General features: G+C 72.4%; 19 protein-coding genes. 11 read left to right on the top strand and 8 right to left on the bottom strand.

Annotation, left to right across the window (positions count from 1 at the left end):
- Nucleotides 1–20 precede the first annotated feature (20 nt).
- From DVA86_RS25180 to DVA86_RS25160, 5 genes are all read left to right on the top strand, one after another.
- Nucleotides 21–1,337, top strand: a complete 1,317-nt coding sequence (locus DVA86_RS25180; RefSeq protein ID WP_208881679.1) for an ABC transporter substrate-binding protein — start codon at nt 21–23, stop codon at nt 1,335–1,337.
- Nucleotides 1,334–2,296, top strand: coding sequence for a carbohydrate ABC transporter permease (locus DVA86_RS25175; RefSeq protein WP_208881677.1), 963 nt, complete (start codon nt 1,334–1,336; stop codon nt 2,294–2,296). Before DVA86_RS25180 ends, DVA86_RS25175 begins: the two co-directional genes overlap by 4 nt.
- A gap of 2 nt (nt 2,297–2,298) precedes the next feature.
- Nucleotides 2,299–3,219, top strand: coding sequence for a carbohydrate ABC transporter permease (locus tag DVA86_RS25170; RefSeq protein WP_208881675.1), 921 nt, complete (start codon nt 2,299–2,301; stop codon nt 3,217–3,219).
- A 65-nt stretch (nt 3,220–3,284) separates the two neighbouring features.
- Nucleotides 3,285–4,487, top strand: coding sequence for a glycoside hydrolase family 76 protein (locus DVA86_RS25165; RefSeq protein ID WP_208881674.1), 1,203 nt, complete (start codon nt 3,285–3,287; stop codon nt 4,485–4,487).
- Between the two features lie 77 nt (nt 4,488–4,564).
- Entirely contained in the window at nt 4,565–7,783 is a 3,219-nt protein-coding gene (locus tag DVA86_RS25160) for a glycoside hydrolase family 38 N-terminal domain-containing protein (RefSeq protein WP_208881672.1), read from the top strand.
- 37 nt (nt 7,784–7,820) lie between these two features.
- On the opposite strand, the gene DVA86_RS25155 is transcribed toward DVA86_RS25160, so the two are convergent.
- Genes DVA86_RS25155 through DVA86_RS25145 form a run of 3 tightly spaced genes read right to left on the bottom strand, consistent with a single transcriptional unit; the run spans nt 7,821 to nt 10,058 of the window.
- Nucleotides 7,821–8,153 (bottom strand): DUF3817 domain-containing protein, encoded by a 333-nt coding sequence (locus tag DVA86_RS25155; protein ID WP_208881670.1) that lies wholly within the window; start codon nt 8,151–8,153, stop codon nt 7,821–7,823.
- Nucleotides 8,154–8,206: 53 nt separating this feature from the next.
- The gene (locus DVA86_RS25150) at nt 8,207–8,719 is read right to left on the bottom strand and encodes a MarR family winged helix-turn-helix transcriptional regulator (RefSeq protein ID WP_208881669.1); all 513 of its coding nucleotides are present in this window, start codon (nt 8,717–8,719) and stop codon (nt 8,207–8,209) included.
- Between the two features lie 43 nt (nt 8,720–8,762).
- Nucleotides 8,763–10,058, bottom strand: a complete 1,296-nt coding sequence (locus DVA86_RS25145; protein WP_208881668.1) for an MFS transporter — start codon at nt 10,056–10,058, stop codon at nt 8,763–8,765.
- Between the two features lie 100 nt (nt 10,059–10,158).
- Here DVA86_RS25145 and DVA86_RS25140 point away from each other — a divergent pair, with 100 nt between their 5' ends.
- Nucleotides 10,159–11,178 (top strand): ArsR/SmtB family transcription factor, encoded by a 1,020-nt coding sequence (locus tag DVA86_RS25140; protein WP_208885124.1) that lies wholly within the window; start codon nt 10,159–10,161, stop codon nt 11,176–11,178.
- A gap of 260 nt (nt 11,179–11,438) precedes the next feature.
- Here DVA86_RS25140 and DVA86_RS25135 read toward each other — a convergent pair whose 3' ends face one another.
- Both DVA86_RS25135 and DVA86_RS25130 read right to left on the bottom strand, forming a co-directional pair.
- Complete coding sequence (locus tag DVA86_RS25135; RefSeq protein ID WP_208881666.1) at nt 11,439–13,226, bottom strand: glycosyltransferase family 2 protein; 1,788 nt, start codon at nt 13,224–13,226, stop codon at nt 11,439–11,441.
- A gap of 163 nt (nt 13,227–13,389) precedes the next feature.
- Nucleotides 13,390–13,749 (bottom strand): DUF3817 domain-containing protein, encoded by a 360-nt coding sequence (locus DVA86_RS25130; RefSeq protein WP_208881664.1) that lies wholly within the window; start codon nt 13,747–13,749, stop codon nt 13,390–13,392.
- 141 nt (nt 13,750–13,890) lie between these two features.
- Between DVA86_RS25130 and DVA86_RS25125 the strand changes: the two genes are divergently transcribed.
- From DVA86_RS25125 to DVA86_RS25110, 4 genes are read left to right on the top strand one after another with little or no spacing between them, the layout of a single operon-like run.
- Nucleotides 13,891–14,541 carry an AIM24 family protein gene (locus DVA86_RS25125; RefSeq protein ID WP_208881663.1) on the top strand — a complete coding sequence of 217 codons (651 nt, stop codon included), beginning with the start codon at nt 13,891–13,893 and terminating at the stop codon, nt 14,539–14,541.
- Nucleotides 14,541–15,224 carry an AIM24 family protein gene (locus DVA86_RS25120; RefSeq protein WP_208881661.1) on the top strand — a complete coding sequence of 228 codons (684 nt, stop codon included), beginning with the start codon at nt 14,541–14,543 and terminating at the stop codon, nt 15,222–15,224. Before DVA86_RS25125 ends, DVA86_RS25120 begins: the two co-directional genes overlap by 1 nt.
- On the top strand, nt 15,221–16,003 hold the full coding sequence (locus DVA86_RS25115) for an AIM24 family protein (RefSeq protein ID WP_245997103.1): 783 nt from the start codon (nt 15,221–15,223) through the stop codon (nt 16,001–16,003). Before DVA86_RS25120 ends, DVA86_RS25115 begins: the two co-directional genes overlap by 4 nt.
- A 48-nt stretch (nt 16,004–16,051) precedes the next feature.
- Complete coding sequence (locus DVA86_RS25110; protein WP_208881659.1) at nt 16,052–16,525, top strand: MarR family winged helix-turn-helix transcriptional regulator; 474 nt, start codon at nt 16,052–16,054, stop codon at nt 16,523–16,525.
- Between the two features lie 89 nt (nt 16,526–16,614).
- Here DVA86_RS25110 and DVA86_RS25105 read toward each other — a convergent pair whose 3' ends face one another.
- The gene (locus DVA86_RS25105; protein ID WP_208881657.1) at nt 16,615–18,255 is read right to left on the bottom strand and encodes a sensor histidine kinase; all 1,641 of its coding nucleotides are present in this window, start codon (nt 18,253–18,255) and stop codon (nt 16,615–16,617) included.
- Nucleotides 18,248–18,913, bottom strand: a complete 666-nt coding sequence (locus DVA86_RS25100; protein ID WP_208881655.1) for a response regulator transcription factor — start codon at nt 18,911–18,913, stop codon at nt 18,248–18,250. The genes DVA86_RS25105 and DVA86_RS25100 overlap by 8 nt, the downstream gene beginning before the upstream one ends.
- Nucleotides 18,914–19,023: 110 nt before the next feature.
- Between DVA86_RS25100 and DVA86_RS25095 the strand changes: the two genes are divergently transcribed.
- Nucleotides 19,024–19,548, top strand: a complete 525-nt coding sequence (locus DVA86_RS25095) for a PepSY domain-containing protein (RefSeq protein WP_208881654.1) — start codon at nt 19,024–19,026, stop codon at nt 19,546–19,548.
- 526 nt (nt 19,549–20,074) lie between these two features.
- On the opposite strand, the gene DVA86_RS25090 is transcribed toward DVA86_RS25095, so the two are convergent.
- The gene (locus DVA86_RS25090) at nt 20,075–21,166 is read right to left on the bottom strand and encodes an LLM class flavin-dependent oxidoreductase (RefSeq protein WP_208885122.1); all 1,092 of its coding nucleotides are present in this window, start codon (nt 21,164–21,166) and stop codon (nt 20,075–20,077) included.
- Nucleotides 21,167–21,300 lie beyond the last annotated feature (134 nt).

The following is a 21,300-nucleotide window of genomic DNA, read 5'->3' as shown; positions in this document are numbered from 1 at the left end:
GCCCGGAGGGAAGGGAATCCATGAGATCAACCGGCGAGGCGGCGCAGCGGCCGCACCCTCCACTCGCCCGTCGCGGCGTGCTGGCCGGCCTCGGCGCGGGCGCCGTGGCGCTCGTGGCCGGCGGCTGCGCCCGCGGGGACAGCACGGCGGTGCGGCCCGGCACCACGTCGCTCGCCAACGACAACGCCACCTGGGACGAGGGCTACGCCAGAGCCGGACGGGAGCTGGAGAAGCTCACCGGGTACACGCTGCGACCGCTGTCCAACCCGAACCCCACCTCGTTCAAGCAGGTCACACAGATCTCGCTGCAGACGACGAAGGCCGCGGACATGGTCAAGTGGGGCTCGGGCTACGTCCTCAAGTCCCTTGCCCGCACGGGCGAGCTGTCCGACCTCTCGCGGATGTGGGCGGCGTACGAGCGAAAGGGCTGGGTCACCAAGCCGGTGCGGGACGCGATGTCGTACCGCGGCACCGTCTACGGCGTCCCGCTCTACGAGTCGTACTACGTCCTCTTCTACAACACGGCCGTCTTCCGCGAGCACGGCCTGCGGGCACCGGACACCTGGCGGGAGCTCCTCCACAACGCCGAGGTGCTGAAGAAGGCGGGCATCACCCCGTTCGTCGCCACGCAGAACGGCAACTGGCCCGCGTACGAGTGGTTTCAGGAGCTCGTCAGCAAGGTCGACCCGGAGTTCTACGCGGAGCTGATCACCGGGACGGCGAGCTACACGGATCCCCGGGCGAGGAAGGCCATGGAGATCTGGCAGGACTTCATGGACAAGGGCTGGATGACCGCGGCCGACTTCGACCAGAACACCGGCCCGGCCGCGCTGAAGGCGGGCAGGATCGGGATGTTCCTGCACGGCTCCTGGCAGTCGCAGGGGATCTCCGCCACCGGCATGAAGCCCGGCGCCGACTTCGACGCCTTCGTCCTGCCCACCGTCGGCTCCGCCACCCGCAAGTCCGTGATCACGGAGTCCGGCGCGCTCGCCGTCCCCCGCAAGGCGGTCTCGCACGAGGCCGCCATGGCCAACGCCGCGAACTGGCTCCATCCCAGCGTGCAGCGGGTGTGGACGGACTTCCTCCAGGACTCCTCGGCCAACCCGCTGTCGCGGCCCGGCAATCCGTTCCTCGCCAGGCTCAAGGAGCGGGCGCGGAAGGAGCGCTGGATGCTGCTGCCGCGCTACGGCGAATCGGGGCCGCCCAACCTCATCCAGGGCAACACCGACGCGCTGGGCGGCTTCATGACGAAGGCCTCCTCCGCCGGCGCCACGCTGCGCGGCATGCAGGAGCGCGCGGACGAGGAGTGGGCGACGTGGAACAGGGACGAGTCATGAGCACGTCCCTCGACCGGCAGCCCCAGCCGCTGCCCCCGTCCGCCGAGACCGCCCCGCGGCCCGGCCCCGCGGCCGCGGGCGCCGTACGGCGGCCGCCGCGCCGGCTGCGCGACAGGGTGGCGGGAGCCGGGTTCCTGGCGCCCGCGGTGCTCCTCGTCGGGGCCCTGCTGCTCGCCCCGTTCGCGGCCACGCTCTACCGGAGCTTCTTCGACGACCGGCGGATCTCCGGCTTCGCCGGCCTCGACAACTACACGCTTTTCCTCACCGATCCGGTACTCAGCCGCTCCGTGCAGAACACCCTGATGTGGGTGGTCGGCACGGTCGCGCTCCCGCTCGTGCTCGGCCTCGGCATCGCGGTGCTGACGGACGGCGCCCGCTGGTCCCGTACGGCGCGGCTGTTCGTGGTCCTGCCGTACGCGATCTCCGGCTCGGCCGTCGCGGTCGTGTGGAACTTCATCCTCAACACCGAGGGCGCCGCCAACCAGGTACTCCGGGCGTTCGGGCTCGGTTCGCTGGCCCAGGGCTGGCTGCTGGAGTGGCCGGGGAACACCCTCGTGATGATCGTCGCCAACACGTGGCAGTCGGCCGGGGTGGCGGTGATCCTGTTCCTGGTCGGCCTGCAGACGATCCCGCCGGAGACGGTCGAGGCGGCGTCGCTGGACGGCGCGGAGGGCTGGCGGAAGTTCTGGTACGTCATCCTGCCGCAGCTGCGTACGGTCTCCGTGATCGTCATCGGCACCAGCCTCGTGAACGGGCTCAAGTCCTTCGACCTGATCTGGGTGCTCACCCAGGGCGGCCCAGGACGGCAGTCGGAGACGCTCGCGGTCTCGATGTACCAGGAGACGTTCCTGGCCCTCCGGCCGGGGGCGGGCGCGGCCGTCGCGGTCGCCCTCACCGTCATCGTGCTGTTCGCCTCGTGGCTCTATCTGCGGCGCCAGCTGACCCCGAAAGGCGACTGATCATGCGCACTGGACGCAGTACGGCGGAACGCGGCACCGTCCGCGGCGCGGCCGGCAAGCCGGAACGCGGCACCGTCCGCGGCGCGGCGGCCCGTACGAAGACGCCGCTGACGTACGGGCGCCTGGCGCGCCGTACGACCGTGGTGGTCATCTCCCTGCTCTGGGCGCTGCCCACCTGGCTGCTGGTGGTCAACGCCCTCGTGCCCGCCGCCGAGTACGGCGGCACGCCCCACTGGTGGCCGCAGGGCTTCGGCCTCTTCGACAACATGTCCGAGGCCTGGACGCAGGCCCACCTCGGCCCGGCGATGGGCAACAGCCTGCTGTACGCCGTCACCAGCGCCGGTGCCGCCATCGTCGTGGCCACCACGGCGGCGTTCGCGACGGTCGTCATGCCGGTGAAGCACAAGACCCTGTGGTTCTGGCTGATCTACTCCGGAACGCTGCTGCCGCTCCAGGTCTTCCTGCGGCCGCTGTTCCTCGCGTTCGCCGACACCGGGCTGTACGACGCCCAGTTCGGGCTGTTCCTCGTCTACGCCGCCATCGCCATCCCGTTCGCGTACTTCATCATGCGCAACTTCGCGCTGACGCTCCCGCCGGAGGTCATCGAGGCCGCCCGGATCGACGGGGCCTCGTGGTGGCGGATGTTCTGGCAGATCCACGTGCCGCTGTCGAAGTCCGCGATGGTGGCCGCGTTCGTCTTCCAGTTCGTCGCCGTCTGGAACGACCTCCTCTTCGGCATCACCCTCTCCACCAGCAGGAACATCCGTCCCGTGATGGCGGCGCTGGCCGAGCTCCAGGGCAACTACTCCAACGTCGGGCCGCCGGTCGTCCTCGGCGGCGCCCTGCTCGTCTCGCTCCCGACCGTCGTCCTGTTCTTCTCCGCACAGCGCTTCTTCGTCAGCAGCCTCAAGCTCCACGGCTGAACCTCCGCGCGTACCAGCCGCACACCGGACGCACGCCAGCCGTCCTACGAAAGGCAGTCCACATCATGGTGAAGACACCTGCCCGTACGGTGATCGCCCTCGCCGTCCTCTGCACAGCGGTGTGGGGCACCCCGGCCGCCGCCGCGGGCCCCGACGAGCCCGGCGGCTCGCAGAGTTCCGCCGCTCCGGCCTCCGTGTGGAGCCAGCGCGCCACGGCCACCTACGCCTCGCTCCAGGAGCACCTCTACCAGGGCGCCGACGAGCACGGCCTGTACCTGGAGAAGACCCCGCGCAAGGACGGCGAGAACCCGTACTCGTACCTCTGGCCGTTCCGCGAGGCGGCCGCGGCCGCCGTCGACATGTCCGAACTGCCGGGCACCGGCAAGCGGTACGCCGACGACGCCGACGAGCGGTTCGACACGCTGGAGCTGTACTTCAACCCCCGTGACGGCAGGCCCGGTTACGACTCGTACCTGCCCGCGCCGCTCGGGCAGGGCGGCGACGTCTTCTACGACGACAACGCTGTCGTGGGCCTCACGCTCCTCGACCAGTACCGGGCCACCGGCGACGCCGCGCTCCTCGACCGGGCCGCCGGGACGTTCGACATCGTCAGCCGCGGCTGGGACGGCGACCCGGCCAAGGAGTGCCCCGGCGGCATGGACTGGGTGGACTCGCCCAGCAACGACATGCGCGCCGCGAACGTCACCGGTCTCGCCGCCCAACTGGCCGCCGAGCTGTACGAGATCAAGCACGACGAGCGCTTCCTGGCGAGCGCGAAGCAGTGGTACGAGTGGAACTGGTCGTGCCTGCGCCAGTCCCCCGGCCTCTACAACAACAGCCGCGGCGACGACGGCACCGTGAACACCACCCTGTGGACGTACAACTCCGGCGCCATGATCGGCACCGCCGCCACCCTCTACCGCGTCACCGGCGACGACGGCTATCTGAAGCGGGCCGTGGAGGACGGTGAAGGCTCCCTCGCGTACTGGAAGCAGGGCGAGCGGCTGCACGACCAGCCCGCCATCTTCAACGCCATCTACTTCGACAACCTCCGGCTGCTGAACGAGGTGCGGCCCGACCGCGAGTACCGCGAGGTGGCCGCCGCGTATGCGGAACGCACCTGGAAGGAGAACCGGACCCCGGCCGACGGGCTGTTCCGCTTCCAGCCCTCCGGCGGCGGCGACCACGACCCCGACGCCCAGGCGGAGACCCTCGAGCAGTCGGCGATGGTGCAGATCTTCGCGGGCCTCGCCACGTACCGCCGCTGAGCACCGCAACGTACCGCCGCTGAGCCGCGGCTCCGAGTCGCACCGCACCGGAACCACAGAGAGTGGAGACCCTGCTCATGCCCCGCCCCGAACTGGCCCGTCCCTCCTGGTGGGACTCGGACATGGCCCGCGACATCCTCCGCGACCGAGGGGTGTCCGCCACCGGAGTCCTCGGCGGACACCGGGTCACGTTCTCCTGCGAACCCCTGCTGCGCCACGACGGCGACGGCGGCCTGCTCCAGTCCGTACGCGTGGCGGCGGAGCGTACGGACCGCACGGGCCCCGCGGCAGGTACGGCCCGTACGCCCGCCCGCGCCCGCGTCACCACCGTCTCCGGCGCCGCCGTGCGCTGCGACGTGGTGCGCGGGCCCGGGGGCAGCACCCGCCTCCTGGTGCCGGAAGTGGACGCGCCCACACCGGTCCTCGTCGAACTCCCGGACCTGGCCGAGGGCGAGACCGCCGAGGTGCTGCTGACCCCGCAGCGCCACTGGACGCTGCACCTGGTGCAGCACGCCCACCTGGACATCGGCTACACCGATCCGCAGGGCACCGTCCTGGCGGAGGGCCGCAAGTACCTCGACTCGCTGCTCGAGCTGTGCCGTACGACCGACGCCTGGCCGGACGAGTCGCGGTTCCGCTGGGCGGTCGAGGGGTTCTTCAGCTACGAGAACTGGTCCGCGAACCGGCCGCCCCGTCTGGTCGCGGAGTTCCTGGACCGCGTGCGCGAGGGCCGTATCGAGCTGGCCGCCATGCCGTTCAACCTGCACACCGAGACCTGCTCCACCGACGAACTGCACGAACTCCTCCGCCCGGTACGGGAGTTGCGCGAGCGGCACGGAGTCGCCGTCACCACGGCCATGCAGACGGACGTGCCGGGCCAGGTCGTCGGCCTGCCCGACGTCCTCGCGGACAACGGCATCCGCTACCTCTCCGTCGCGCACAACTGGGCGGGCCGCGCGGTCCCCCACCGCGTGGGCGGCCACGACCTGCCGAGGCTGTTCCGGTGGCGGGCGCCGAGCGGGCGCGAGGTGCTGGTGTGGCGCACGGACACGCCGCACGGCCTCGCGTACATGGAGGGGTCCGTCCTGGGCTTCGACGAGTCCTTCGACCGCGTCGACGATCTGCTGCCGCACTACCTCTCGGCGCTGGCGAACCACCGCTATCCGCACGAGGGTCGCGGCATTCCGGGATTCCCGATCCTGGACGAGGACTTCAAGGGCGACCCGTACCCGTGGGACATCCTCCATCTGCGGGTGCTGGGCAAGTTCGCCGACAACGGCCCGCCGCGCCGCATCATCGCGGACACGGTGCGCCGCTGGAACGAGGAGTGGGCCTTCCCCGCCCTGCGCACCTCCCGCAACGAGGACTTCTTCACCGACGCCGAGGCACGCCTCGGCGACCGGCTGGAGACGTACGAGGGCGACTGGACCGACTGGTGGGTGGACGGCGTCGGCGCGGGCGCCGTCCCGCTGGCCGCCACCCGCGACGGGCAGGCGGCGCTGGCCGACGCGCAGACGGTGGCGGGGCACGCGGAGATCCTGGGCGCCCGGGACGGCGCGGAGATCACGGCCGCCGCCCCGGAGGTGTACCGCGCGGCGTCCCTGTTCAACGAGCACACCTGGGGCGCGGGCGACCCCTGGACGCACGGCGACCACGGCCACTCCTCCGGGGAACGGCAGTGGCACTGGAAGTACGCGCAGGCGCTGCGCGCCCACGACGAGGCGCACACGCTGCTGGACGCGGCCGGAGCGGGGCTCGGCCAGCGGCTCGCGCCGCGTGAGGGCACGCTCGCCGGCTACTACGTCGTCAACACCCGGAGCTGGCCCCGGTCCGAGACCGTACGGCTGTTCCTGCCGGAGAGCACCGTCCCGCTCGACGACCGCGTGCGCGTCCTCGACGCACGCGACGGGACGCCGCTCGACGTGGTGGAGGAGGCGCAGTCCAACGACCGCCACCGGGCCGCGGGACGCTTCCTCCTGTTCCGGCTCGACGGCGTGCCCGCGCACGGGGCCGTACGCGTCGACATCGAGCCGGGCGAGGCGCACGACCCCGTGCGCGGCGAAGAGCCCGCCGAACCTGCCGGACCTGCCGGACCTGCCGATCCCGCCGTGCTGGAGAACGACCTCCTCCGCGTCCACGTGGACCTGCGTTCGGCGTGCGTCGACTCGGTCGTGGACAAGCGGACGGGCCGCGAACTGGTCCGCCAGGACGCGACGGTCGGCCTCAACGGCTATCTCTACGACGAGTACGCGACGGCCGGCGGCTTCAACCACCAGTCCAGCAAGACCACCGCCGACGCCTCCATGCACCTGCTGGCCTCGCGGAGCGCGGCGCCCCCTGCCGCGCTCGTGGAGCGGACGTCGGACGCGCTCGGCGAGACCCTCGTCTACGAGTGCTCCCCGGCGGGGACGCGGCGGCTGCGCGTCACCGTACGGCTGCCGCGCGCCGGCGCCCGTATCGACCTGGAGAACAGGGTCAGCAAGGACGCGACGCTGACGAAGGAGAGCGCGTTCTTCTCCTTCCCCTTCGCGATGGAGTCCCCTGTCGTACGGATGGAGGCCACCGGCGGCATGACGGGCACCGGCCTGCCCGTGGTTCCCGGATCGGCCCCGCACATGCGGGCGGTACGCCGCTGGGTGAGCCTCCGGGAGGGCGGTACGGCCGCGGCGCTGGCCACGCGGGACGCGCCGCTGATCCAGGTGGGCGGGATCGCGGTTCCCTACGTGCCGTACCCGCAGTCGCTGGCCCAGGAGGAGCCCGGGACCGTCTTCTCCTGGATACACAACAACATCTGGGACACCAACTTCCCCTCCGAGCAGGCCTTCGACCACGTCTTCCGGTACAGCGTCGGCTGGTCGGAACCGGACCCGGACCCGGACCCGGAACGAGAACCGGACGGGGCGCCGGAGCCGGACAAGGCCGCCGGTCCCGTGCTGGGCATGCGCACGGCCGCCGTCGACAGCCACCCGCTGGTGGCCGTACGGGCGGGCGGCACGGCCGTACGGCGGCCGCGGGAGTCGTACGCGCTGCTGGCGCTCGACGACCCGCGGGTGCGGGTGGTCGGCCTGACCGTGCCGGAGCCGGGGCGGGTCCTGGTGCGGCTGCAGTCCTTCGCCGAGGAGGCCGTGACCTGCCGGCTCACCCCCGGATTCCCCGTCGCCGAGGCGGTGTCGGCCCACTACCTCGGGGCGGCGGGCGCGGCGCTGGAACGCGCCGCGGACGGCTCCGCCCTGGTGCCGCTGCCGCGGCTCGGCACCGCGGCGGTGTCGCTGGCCCTCTCCACGGGAGCGGACTGAGGGCCGGTGGCAGGGCGCACCCGGCGCCCGGCGGAGCTCAGGCCTTCGCCGGTGCGCCGGGCGCGTCCGCCAGCAGTGGCTCGACCTCGCGTACGACCTTGCGCTCGACGAAGAACGCGGCCGTCGGGATTGTCCCGGAGAGCAGCACCCACAGCAGCTTGCCGAAGTGCCAGCGGGCCTTCTGGCCGAGGTCGAAGGCGCAGACCAGATACACGATGTAGAGCACGCCGTGGAGCTGCGAGACCACGAACGTGAGGTCCTCGCCCTTCTCGAAGCCGTACTTCATGACCATGCAGCCGCACAGGAGCAGCAGCATGACGGCGGTGACGTAGGCCATCACCCGGTAGCGGGTCAGCACGCTCTTCTTCATGCGGACGAGCGTATCCGCCGCTTACGGGGCGATCTTCACACCCCCCTGGCCCGTTACTCGCGGGCCTCGAAGTCCTCCGCCGCCACCCGCAGCGGGCGAAGCAGCGCGAAGATCTCGGCGCAGCCTTCCGCGTCGTACGCGCCCAGCCCGAAGTCCATGTCCATCAGGTCGCGGGTGGCCGCGTCGCACACCTCGCGGCCCTTCTCGGTGATGGAGGCGAGGGTGCCGCGACCGTCGTTCGGATTCGGGCGCTTGGCGACCAGCCCGGACTTCTGCAGCCGGTCGACGGTGTTGGTGACGGAGGTGGGGTGGACCATGAGCCGCTCGCCGATCTTCGACATGGGCAGCTCACCGGCCTGCGCGAACGTGAGGAGCACCAGCGCCTCGTAGCGCGCGAACGTCAGCCCGTACGGCTTGACCACGGCGTCGACCTGGGCCAGCAGGATCTGGTGCGCCCGCATGATCGACGTGATCGCGGCCATCGAGGGGGCGGCGCCCCAGCGGCGCGTCCAGAGTTCGTCGGCGCGCGCGATCGGGTCGAACGGCAGGCTCAGCGGCTTCGGCACGCGCTCGACCCTATCGGGCGGCCACATGCCGGCCATAGCCGTCTCACACACCGACCGCCGGGCCCGGCCGTGCCCGCTTCGCGGCGTCCGGTCCCGCGCGGTGGCGCCGTACGGCCCGCACGACCGCGAGGGCGCACACCGTGCCGGACGCGCCCGCGCCCGCCGCCACCCAGTGCGCGGGGGCGAACTCGGCGGCGAGGCCGCCCGCCGCCATGCCGATGCCCTGCCCGGTCATCAGCCCGCCGGACAGCAGCGTCATCGCGCGCCCGCGCAGCTCCTCCGGTACCGCGTCGAAGAACCAGCGGTCGAGGCCCAGGATGTACGCCATCCCCGTCCCGGTCAGCACCAGCAGCGCCAGCGACGCCACCAGGCCGGGCCGGAACGCGAACAGCACCAGCGGCAGCAGCAGGCACGCGGACAGCGGCAGCACGAGGCGTTCGCGCGCGGCGGGGCGCAGCCACGCGCCCGCGGCGAGCTCGGCGAGGGCCGAGCCGACGGGCATCGCGGCCAGCAGCAGCCCGACGGCGGCCGGGCCGGCGCCCAGCCCGTCGGCGTACGCGGGGGCCAGTGCCTCGGGCACCACCAGGAACGCCGACGGCACCCACGACAGCGCCAGCAGCGCCCGTATCCGCGGATCGGCGAGCAGCGCACGGATGCCGCCCCGGGTCCGTACGGAGGCGGCGGGCGGCCGTTCGCGGGTGCCGCGGCGCAGGATCAGCGCGGACAGCAGGAAGCAGCCGACGGTGATCAGCAGCGCGGCCCGCGGCGTCACGACGACGAGCAGCAGCCCGGCGGCGGCGAAGCCCGCGATCTGGGCGCTCTGCGCCACGATCCGGATCAGCGACCGGCCCAGCACGAACGCGTCCCCCGCCAGGATGTGGCCAAGGCTCGCCGCCCGTACGCCCGTGAACAGCGGCTGTACGAGCGCCGCCGCCGCGCGCAGCGCGAGCAGCACCGCGACGGGGGCGCCGGGCAGCACCATCGCGGCGACGCACGCGGCGCACACCAGGTCGCAGCCGACGAGCACGCGCCGCGCGGGGTACCGGTCGGCGACGGGCGCGAGGACGGCGCCGCCGGCCGCGAACGGCAGGAAGCCCAGCGCGAACGTGAGCGCGGACAGCAGCGGCGAGCCGGTACGGGCGTAGACGAGGACGGGCAGCGCGATGCCCGAAACGACGCTGCCGAGCATCGACAGCACGTGCGCGGCGAAGACCGCCCGGAACTCGCGGACGGCGAACACCTCGCGGTATCCGGCGCCGCGCGCGCGGTCGGCGGGCGGCACCGCGGGAGGCGGCACCGTACGGGAGCGGATCCGGGAGCGGGTGCGCTGGTCGGGCATGAGCGCAGCGTGCCGGGCGGCCGGCGGCGGACGTAGTCTTTCGGGTCAGGGCGAATCATCCGGGCGACACCCGTACGGGTCGGGGAACGGAGGGGTGCCGATGCCGTTCCGGCTGCACTTCGGCGCCGAGGACCTGCTGCGCTGCCGCTTCGCGCTGTCCCCCGCGTGGGAGACGCAGGAGGCCGTACGGCTGCTGACACGCCCCGGGCAGTGGGGCCACCACCTGCCGTGGCTGCGGCGCAGCGCCCCGGCCGCACGCGAACTCCGGCTGCAGCGGCTGTGGTTGCTGATGCCCGCACGCGGCTACACCCCGGACTTCCTCGCCCCGCTCCCCGACAGCCCGCTCACGTCGTTCGACGACGAGATCGCGCGCGTACGGGAGACGGATCCGGAGCTGGCGCGGGAGGAGATCGCGTGCTCCCTGGCGGACACCCCGGGCGCGGCCGAGTCCGCCGCGGGCCGCGCCATGCTCTCCGACCCCGCCGCCGCCGTACAGGCGCTGGCCGACGCCACGACGCGGGCCTGGGAGGCGCTGATCGAGCCGTACTGGCCGCGGCTGCGCGCGCTGCTGGAGGCGGACATCCTCTTCCACACCCGGCGGCTGGGCGAGGGCGGGCTGGCCGCGCTGTTCGAGGGCCTGCATCCGCAGGTGACCTGGGCGGACGGCACCCTCACCGTGGAGCGCTCCGTCGACTTCTCCCGGCGGCTCGACGGCAGCGGGCTGATCCTGATCCCCAGCGTCTTCGTCTGGCCGGACGTGATCAGCGGGTTCCGGCCGCCGTGGCCGTCCGCCGTCGTCTATCCGGCGCGCGGCATCGGCTCGCTGTGGTCCGGGCCCGGACCCGGCGGCGCCGCAGGCGGCATCCCGGCGGCGCTCGCGCGGCTGCTCGGCCCGAACCGCGCCGCCGTGCTCTCCGCGCTCGGCGAGCCCGCCACCACCACCGCGCTCGCGGACCGCCTCGGCCTGGCGCCGTCCTCCGTGTCCGTGCACCTCGCAACGCTGCGCGCCGCGGGCCTGCTCACCTCGCACCGCGTACGGCACCAGGTGCGGTACGAGCGGACGCCGCTGGGCATCGCCCTGGCGACGGGCGACGTGCCGGGCGACGGCCGTACGGACTGACCGCGGGCGCCCTCCCGTACGACGGCCCGCCACCGCCGTACGGCCCCGCCCGCGCTAGGGCCTGTCGTCAAAGTCCCGCCTTGCCCACGACGCCCTGCACGCACATCTTCCCCCTGGGCCTTGACGGCCCGGGAGGTGCCCCCTGCGTTGTCGCACCGCCCGAGTAGCCCACTACGAGGACGGCACTCCGCCTTGCAGCTGCACGCACCGGACGCCGTGGGCACCGCCTTCGGCGGACAGCGCTACTTTGACGACAGGCCCTAGCCGGAGCTCGTCGCCAGCGCCGGTTCCGGCTCGCTGTGCACCGGCGTCTTCTCGCCGAGCATGACGCCCTCGCCGCGCACCGTACGGCGGTCGCGTATGAGGTTCCCGCCGGGCGGGCGCCCGTCGCGGTACTCGCAGTACCACCACGCCGCCGGAGCCAGCGCCACGACCAGCGCGAGCAGGGACCACATCCGCATCGCCACGTGCGTGTGGCCAAGCACCACCGAGGCCAGCAGCGAGAAGCCCATCACGCCGGCCCAGGCCAGATGCGTACGGAAGGTGGCGGGCTGGTCGAGGCTCGCCGAGCCGCCCTTGGGCGTGACCACGAAGCGGCACGGGCGGCGCAGCGCGGCGGATGCCAGCGAGCGGGCGTAGATGGGCGCGGAGAGCGCCGACATGGCCATCCCGGCGAGGCCGCCGGAGCCCTTGGGCTCGTGCGGCGAGACGTTGTGCCGCCGGTTCCAGAGGTAGATCCCGATCTGGAGGGCCGCCGCGTCGGTGTAGAGCATGAGCCAGACGGACGGCGAGACCTGTGTCCCGGACGCCCCGAACCACAGGAACAGGGTGCAGCTCAGGGCGCCGAGCATCCAGGTCAGAGCGCTCATGGGGTAGTAGGCGAGCATCAGCGAGTAGCTGAACAGCCGCCCCGCGGACAGCCGGTGCGAGGTGCGGCCGTACTGCTTGAACAGCGTCTCGTACGTGCCGCGGGACCAGCGCAGCTGCTGCGTGAAGAAGTCGGTCCAGGAGACCGGCCCCTCGCCGACGGCGAGCACGTCCGGCGTGTACACGGAACGCCAGGGGCGTCGGGTCTTCGGATTGCGGCGCCGGTGCAGCTCGAATCCGGTCGCCATGTCCTCGGTGATCGAGTCGCAGAGCCCGCCGATGGACTTGATGGCGGCGATGCGCACGCAGTTGTTCGTGCCGACGAACATCGGGGAGCCGTAGCGGTTGCCCGCCCGCTGGATCAGCGCGTGGAAGAGGAACTGCTGGCTCTCCGCGAACTTGGTGACGGCCCGCTCGTAGTTGCCGTACACCTGCGGTCCGACGACGAACGCGACGTCCGGGTCGCGGAAGTAGCCGAGCATCCGCTCCAGATAGTTCGGCAGCGGCACGTGGTCGGTGTCGACGGAGGCGAAGAAGTCGTAGTCGTCGCCGTGCGCGTCGAGCCAGGCGTTGTAGTTGCCGTGCTTGGTCTTGGCGCGGTGCGGGCCGCGCGGCCGGTTCCAGTCGGCTATGCCCTTGCGGGTGAAGTGCCGTACGCCCAGCTCCGCGCAGAGCGCCTTGGCCTCCGGGTCGTCGCCCTCATCCAGCAGCCAGACGTGCAGCCGGCCGCGGTGCCGCAGCCGTACGGCGGCGGTGAGGGTCGCCCGTACCATCGCGATCGGTTCCTTGCCCGGCACGTACGTCGTGAGGAACGCGACGCTGCTGCCCTTCTTCGGGCGTACGGGCACGGGGTCGCGGGCGACGAGCGCGGCGTGGACCACGGATATGACGTTGACGAAGCGGAACAGCTCGATCAGGCCGATGGATATGAGCATCAGCCCGTCGACGACGACCAGCCACAGGGCGCCGTTGTCCCGGCGCGTCCAGTGCGAGGGCCACATCAGCCAGAGGAGCAGCACGAGCGAGACCGAGGGGGCCGCGGCCATCAGGGCTATCGCACGTATGCGGTGCGGCTCCCGGGACAGCAGGCTGCGGTAGCGCACCCGGTACTCGGGGCCGGCCGTGGCGTACGGCCCGGCGATTCGGCTGTGTGTCTCGTAGTCGTAGCCCTCCGGCGGCACAGTCCCTCCAGCAGGTCAACTCGGCTGACATACCTAACCAAAAGGGACATGTCAGTCCGTGTCGAACCGGGAGGGGCCGTGCGGGGGTCACACGCCGTCAGAAGTCCGTGCCGTACGTGAGGCGTACGGCAGGCACGCGTTCAGCCGCGCTCCGGCCGTCGCGTCAGGGCTTGACGGTGCCCTCGACGCGCTCCGTGCGGGCCCGCGCGGCGATCACTCCGGCCTGCTCCTCACGGCGCAGCACGCGGTCGCCGTACAGGCCGCCGAACGGCAGCACGGCGAGCACGAAGAAGAACGCCACCCGCTTCAGCGGCCACTTCGTGCGGTTCCACACGTCCGCGAGCAGCACGACGTACGTGACGAACAGCAGCCCGTGGATCAGCCCGAGCGGCATCATCAGGAAGTCGATGTCGGAGACCCGGCTCAGCAGCGAACCGAAGAGGAGCAGCGCCGGGAACGAGAGCGCCTCCGGCACGGAGACGAGGCGCAGACGGTGCAGGGCGGCGGCGGTCTTGATGTCCACGAGAGTGCCTTTTGTCGGGGATCGGGCTGTGGGTGTCGGAACCCGCCCATTGTCTCAGGCGGCCCCCGCGCGCCCCCGTACGGGTCCGGTTCCGGGCACGGGCCGGGTGCGGGCCCTGGTCTCCGCTCCCGCGGGCCGGTTATGTTCACCCTTGTGGCTCAGTTCCTCCTTCAGGGCAGCAAGGTGCTCGCCGTCACACTGGCCGGCGACGCCGTCAAGGCGAAGAACGGCTCGATGGTCGCCTACGACGGCCAGATGGCGTTCAAGAAGATGTCCGGCGGCGGTGAGGGCCTGCGCGGCATGGTCACCCGGCGGCTCACCGGCGAGCAGATGACCGTGATGGAGGTGAAGGGCCAGGGCACCTGCTACTTCGCGGACCGCGCGAGCGACATCAGCCTCGTCCGGCTGAACGGCGAGACGCTGCACGTCGAGTCCAGCAATCTGCTCTGCGCCGAGGGCACGCTGCGCACCGGCACCGCCTTCACCGGGCTGCGCGGCGCCTCGCAGGGCAACGGCCTGTTCACCACCACCGTCGAGGGCAGCGGCCAGGCCGCGCTCATGTCCGACGGACCGGCCGTCATCCTCCGGGTCACACCGGGCACGCCGCTGCAGGTCGACCCGGGCGCGTACGTCGCGCACACCGGCAGCCTGCGGCAGGACTTCCAGTCCGGGGTGAGCTTCCGGACGATGTTCGGCGAGGGCTCCGGCGAGTCGTTCCAGATCCGCTTCGAGGGCGACGGGCTCGTCTACGTGCAGCCCAGCGAGCGGAACACGCTCGGAGGTGAGATCTGATGCCCTTCCGCGAGGTCAGCGCGAAGATGGTGGAGGCCCAGGTGGCCCCCGGTCAGCGGCTGTTCAGCCAGCGCGGCGCGATGATCGCGTACAAGGGCGAGGTGTCCTTCACGCCGAACATGCAGAGCGGGCAGGGCGGCGTGATGTCCATGATCGGCCGCCGCGTCGCGGGCGAGGCCGCCCCGCTGATGACCGTGGAAGTTCCCCTCGGGCCTGGCGGCCCTGGGGATACCCCACCGGGCCAGGTGTGGTTCGGGCACGGCGGCCACCACATCCAGGTCATCGAGCTCTCCGGGGACACCCTCTACGTCGAGGCCGACCGGCTGCTCGCCTTCGACGGCACGCTCGAGCAGGGCACGATGTTCATGGGCTCGCAGGGCGGCGTGATGGGCATGGTCCGCGGCCAGGTCACCGGCCAGGGCCTGTTCACGACCACGCTGAAGGGCACCGGCGGCGTGGCCGTCATGGCACACGGCGGCGTCATCCAGCTGCCCGTCACCGGTGGCCGTCCCGTCCATGTCGACCCGCAGGCGTACGTGGCGCACCACGGCGACGTACGCAACAAGCTGTCCACCGCGCTCGGCTGGCGCGACATGGTCGGCCGCGGCTCGGGCGAGGCGTTCCAGCTGGAGCTGTCCGGCGAGGGCACGGTCTACGTACAGGCGAGCGAGGAGAAGCTGTGAACGCCACGGACGCCCTGGACTTCCACACGCTGCCGGCCAACGACAACGTCAACCCGTACACGTTCTGCGTCGACCTGCGCGGCCAGTGGTTCCTGCAGAAGGGGAAGATGGTCGCCTACTACGGGCAGATCGACTTCAACGGCATCGGCCACGGCCCGCTCGACCGGCTCGTCGCCGGCAGCTTCCACTCACCGCTGCACGCCGCCGACTGGGTCGTCGCCGAGGGGCAGGGGAAGATGCTGCTCGCGGACCGGGCGTTCGACGTCAACTCGTACGACCTGGAGCAGGGCAACCTCACCATCCGGTCCGGGAACCTGCTCGCCTTCGAGCCGACGCTGTCGCTGAAGCAGTCGATCATCCCCGGCTTTCTCACCCTCATCGGCACCGGCACCTTCGTGGCCGCCTCCAACGGCGAGGTGCACTTCGTCGAGCCGCCCGTACGGGTCGACCCGCAGGCGCTGGTCGGCTGGGCCGACTGCCCGTCGCCGTGCCACCACTACGACCACCGGTACATGCGGGGCGTACTGGGCGGGCTGCGGGCGCTGACCGGGATGGGCGGGGCGTCGGGCGAGGAGCACCAGTTCGAGTTCGTGGGGACGGGGTCGGTGCTCATCCAGTCCACCGAGGTGCTGATGGGGGACCTGGCCACCGGCGCCGTACCGCGGCAGGCGGGCGTGCCGGGCGGTGGCGGAGGCGGCGACGGGACGCGGCAGGGCGGGCAGCAGACGCCCAGGACGCCCGGACAGCTCGGCGGTCTGCAGCGCCGTTTCGGACTGTGAACTGACCGTGAACACGCCAGTACAGATCTCTGGGTAAGGTCGCGTGGTATGGACACCGAAAACGGCAGTCTCTGGCTCACCGAGGACGAGCAGCGGGTGTGGCGTACGCACCTCGACGTAAGCCGACTTCTGATGCATCAACTGGAGCGCGACCTCCAGCCGTTCGGCCTCACGAACAACGACTACGAGATCCTGGTCAACCTCTCCGAATCCGAGGACCACCGGATGCGGATGAGCGAGCTGGCCACGCGCACGCTCCAGTCGAAGAGCCGCCTCTCGCACCAGATCACCCGCATGGAGAACGGCGGCCTGGTGCGCCGCGAGAGCTGTGACTCCGACAAGCGCGGGCTGTTCGCGGTGCTGACGCAGCAAGGCTGGGACACGATGCGGAACGTCGCGCCGCACCATGTCGCGTCCGTACGGCGGCACTTCATCAGCCAGCTGCCACCGGAAGCGCTGGCGGACCTGCAGAAGGCACTCACGCCGGTCGCCGAACACCTGCACAGACTGCGCGGCGTCTAGCCGCCACCTGCTCCCGCCGCGACGGCGAGAACCACGACGCCCGAGGGCCCGGCGGCATCAACGACGGCCTCGGGCCGTCGCGGGGGCCCTCAATCGCCGGACGGGCTTGATTGTGCAGGCAAGTTCAGCGTGAGCAGGGCGCCGCCCTCCGGGGCGTCCGTCGCCGACAGCGTGCCGCCGTGCCGCACGGCCACGTCGCGGGCGATGGCCAGGCCCAGGCCCGCGCCGCCGTCGTCGCGGCTGCGGGCGTCGTCGAGGCGTACGAAACGCTCGAAGATCCGCTCCCGTTCCGGCTCCGGCACGCCCTCCCCGTCGTCGGCGACCTCCAGTACGGCGCGGCCGTCCTCCCGCCGCACCGAGACCCGTACCGCCGCGGCGGCGTGCCGCTGCGCGTTGTCCAGCAGGTTGCCCAGCACCCGCGCGAGCTGCGCGCGTGAGCCCGTAACGGTCACGTCCGCCAGTTCGGTGGCGGCCACCGGGTGCGGGTCGCCGGTGCGCCGCTCCAGTTCCTCCCGTACGAGCCCGGTCAGCGCCACCCGCCCCTCGCCCGGCCTCCCCCCCGCGTCCAGCCGGGCGAGGAGGAGCAGGTCGGCGGCGAGGGCCTGGAGCCGTACGGTGTCCTGCACCGCGCCGTCCACGTCGAGCAGTTCGGGGTGGGCGGCCCCCACCTCCAGCTGGGTGCGGAGGGACGCGATGGGGCTGCGCAGTTCGTGGGAGGCGTCGGCCACGAAGCGGCGCTGCCGGTCCACGGAGGTCTCCAGGGCGGCGAGCGTCTCGTTGGTCGTACGGGCCAGCCGCGCCACCTCGTCGCGGGCGGCGGGCTCGGGCACTCGGCGGGACAGGTCGGTGCTCGCGGTGATGTCGGCCATCCCCCGCCGGATGCCCTCCACGGGCCGCAGCGCGCGCCGGGTCACCAGCCAGGTGACGCCGCCGACGACGGCCAGCACGGCGGGCAGCCCGATCAGCATGGCGCGGCTGACGGAGGACACGGCCTGCTCCTGGCCGGCCAGCGACGTGCCGGCGTAGACGCTCACGGGGGTGCCGTCGCGGGTGAGGGACTGGACGGCGACGACGCGGAAGTCCTGTTCACCGGTGACGCCGTCGCCGCTCGCGAGTTCGCCGTCGTCGTCGACGGGGAGGCTGAGGGTCGCGTCGTCGCTGTCGCGGTCGAGCTCCACGGGCTCGGGGGGCGGCGTGGTGACGATCGGGGTGGGGTCGGAGCCGCGGCCACGGCCCTGGCGGTCGTCGCGGTCGTCGTCCGCGTCGTCTGAGTCGTCGGCGTCGGAGCCGGAGTCGGAGTCGCTGTCGTCCGCGTCGTCGGGGTCGGATCCGGAGTCGTCGGAGTCGTCCGTACGGCCGTCGTCGTCCCTCCCGGTGGGCCGGATGGTGCTGGGCTCCGGGTCGGGCCGCTTCTCGGGCGGCCGGTCGAAGCCGCCGAGCGCCGGGCGCCCGCGCAGCCCCTCGGACGCGCCGAGCACCTTGCCGTCCGCGTTCACGATCTGCACGGGGTCGTCGCTGTCCAGGCCGTCCACGTCGGCGAGCTTCCGTACGGTGGCGTCGCTGACCTGCGCCGCGACCTCGCGCGCCTCCGACTCGGCCTTCAGCCGCGCGTTGTCCGCCAGCCCGCCCCGCAGCGCGGCGACGACGGCCAGGCCCGCGGCGATGAGCGCGACCGCCACGACGAGGGTCGCGCCGACCGCGGCCCGGGTCCGTACGGAGCCCCTACGCACCGGCGTCCACCAGCCGGTAGCCCGCGCCCCGTACGGTGCTGATCCAGCCCGCGCCGAGCTTGCGGCGGAGGGCGCTGACGTAGACCTCGACGATGTTCACGTCGCCTTCGTACGCGAAGTCCCAGGCGTGCTCCAGGATCTCCGTCTTGGAGACCACCTCGCCGGCCCGCGTGGCCAGCTGCTCCAGCACCGCGAACTCCTTGGCCGTCAGCGCCACTTCGCGGGAGCCGACGGACACCCGCCGGGCGCCCGGGTCCACCGTCAGCTCCCCGAGGCGCAGCACGGCGGCCCCGGCGCGGGTGCGGCGGCGCAGCAGGGCGCGTACGCGGGCGACCAGCACCACGTACGAGAAGGGCTTGGTCAGATAGTCGTCGGCGCCCGTGTCGAGGCCCTCGGCCTCGTCGTACTCGCCGTCCTTGGCGGTCAGCATCAGGATCGGCGTCTCGTCGCCGGCGGCCCGGAGTGCGGAGCAGACGCGGTAGCCGTTCATGCCCGGCAGCATGATGTCGAGGACGATCAGGTCGTACGCGCCCTCACTGGCGCGGTGCAGGCCCTCGAGGCCGTCGTGGACGACGTCGACGGCGAAGCCCTCCGCCGTCAGCCCTCCGGCGAGGGACAGGGCGAGGCGGCGTTCGTCCTCCACGATCAGCAGGCGCATGCGTCCAGCTTGCCCGACGGCACCTGAAGCGATCTTCAGGGAGCTTCAGCGTGGCTTCAGCAACGCCTTGCGACGGTGGACCACATCAGCGACCACCAGGGAGGAACACCATGACCCGCACCGCTTCGAACAAGAGGAAGCTCCTCGTCGCCGCCATCGCCGCGGCCGCGGTCGCCGTCGGCGGCACGGCCGCCTTCGCCGGCGACGGCGGTTCCGGTTCGGACTCCGGCTCCGGCGACAAGGCGGCGGCCCAGTCCAGCGTGCGGACCACGGACGACGACGCGGACGACCGGGACGACCGCGACGACCGCGACGACGACCGCTCCGACGACCAGGGCGACGACCGCGACGACGCGCGCGGCCTGGCGCAGGCCAAGATCGACGCCGGCGAGGCGGTCGAGAAGGCGCGCGCGGCGGTCCCGGGCGGCGTGGTCGAGTCCGTCGAGCTGGACGACTACCGCGACAAGCTCGCCTGGCAGGCGGACGTCCACGGCAAGGACAACAAGTGGCACGAGGTCAGCATCGACGCGGTCAACGGCAAGGTCCTGAACCAGCACGTGGACCAGGACGACGACCACGACGACGACAGCGGCCGCGACGACCGCGACGACCGCGACGACCGGAACGACGACTGACCCTCGGGATGACTGACCTCTGAGTTCCCAGGTACCCGAACAAGCCACCGCCCGTCCCCGCCCCCCGTCGGGGACGGGCGGCCCGCGTCGTGCGGCCCGTCGGGCGTCCGGCCACCGGCCCGGCCCTGACCCCGGCCGGAGCTAGCTGTATTGATCATGAGCGTTGTTGACACTGGTCGGTCTTGATCACGGCGAAGACCTCCGGTGTGGTGGAGGTGTCTAGGCTTCACCGCACACGGAGGTCTTCGTGTCCCACCGTAATGCCCGGCTGACCGTTCACGGCAGGAGGATCCTGGTCGAACGCGCGCCTGACACGCGCCCTGCGCCCCGAACCCCTCATCCGCCGACGCGGCGAACGGCCACGACGGCGAGAGTCCGGCGGCACACCCGACCACCCCGCAGTGGCGGCGACCAACCGCGCGCGCCCGGCAATTCCGCCGGACCCACACCACCGTGGTCACCCGCCGTCGCGGCGGGATGAGGTTGCGGCATCAGCCGAACCGCCCCGGCGCGGGGGCCGGAGGCGTTAGCGCGACGTGGGCATCGCGTACGCCGTGGCGATCAAGTCGTAGCTGCGGACGCGGATTTCCGGGGTGTGGGCGTTGGCCGTGATCATCAGTTCGTCCGCGCCCGTGCGCTTGGTCAGCGCGTCCAGGCCGTCGCGTACGGCGTCGGGGGTGCCGTGGATGACGTTGCCGAGCCAGCCGTCGACGAAGTCGCGTTCGACCGGGCTGAAGGAGTACGCCTCCGCCTCCTCCGGTGTGGGGACCAGCCCCGGGCGGCCCGTACGGAGCCGGAGCATGGCCAGGGCGCCGGTCAGCACCTGGCGGCGGGCCTCGCGTTCCTCGTCCGCGGCCAGGGCGGACACGCCGATCAGGGCGTACGGCTCGGACAGCGCGGCGGAGGGGCGGAAGGACTCGCGGTAGAGCTCGAGGGCCGGGATCGTGTTGGCCGCCGAGAAGTGGTGCGCGAAGGCGAACGGCAGGCCCAGCTGTCCCGCGAGGCGGGCGCTGAAGCCCGACGAGCCGAGCAGCCACACCGGCGGCCTGCCGCCGTCGCCGCCCTGTACGGGGCCGGGTACGGCGTGGATGCGGGCGTAGCGGTGGTCGTCGGGGAAGTCGTCGTCGAGGAAGCGGGTGAGTTCGGCGAGTTGCTGCGGGAACTCGTCGGCGCCCTCGCGGAGGTTGTCCGTCCGCCGGAGGGCGGCGGCCGTCGCCCCGTCGGTGCCGGGCGCGCGGCCGAGGCCGAGGTCGATACGGCCGGGGGCGAGTGCCTCCAGCGTGCCGAACTGCTCGGCGATGACCAGCGGCGCGTGGTTGGGCAGCATCACGCCGCCGGAGCCGAGCCGTACGCGTTCGGTGTGGGCGGCGAGATGGGCGAGGATCACCGCCGGGGAGGTGCTCGCGACGCCCGGCATGGAGTGGTGTTCGGCGACCCAGAAGCGGGTGAAGCCGCGTTCCTCGGCGATCCGGGCGATGCGCGCGGACGCGCGGAGCGCTTCGGTCGCGGTGCTGCCGACGCCCACGGTCGCCAGGTCGAGGACGGACAACGGCACGGGGGCGCTGCCCCTGGCCTCGAAGGGGGTACCTCCCGGGCCCGCAGGGCCCAGGGGGCGGATGTGGTCGGTGCGGTCGTCGGCCACGGCTGGCCCGCCTCCCCTGCTCGTTGCTGCTCGTGCTGCCCGTGCTGCCCGTTCGCGGCCCCTCCGCACTCGACGGTCCGGGCGGTACGAAGCGGTACGGGCGCGCCCCC

The organism is Streptomyces armeniacus (genome assembly GCF_003355155.1).
Lineage (GTDB): Bacteria > Actinomycetota > Actinomycetes > Streptomycetales > Streptomycetaceae > Streptomyces > Streptomyces armeniacus.
The sequence above is the reverse complement of the archived record's forward strand: the minus strand, read 5'-3'. Positions and strand labels throughout refer to the sequence as shown.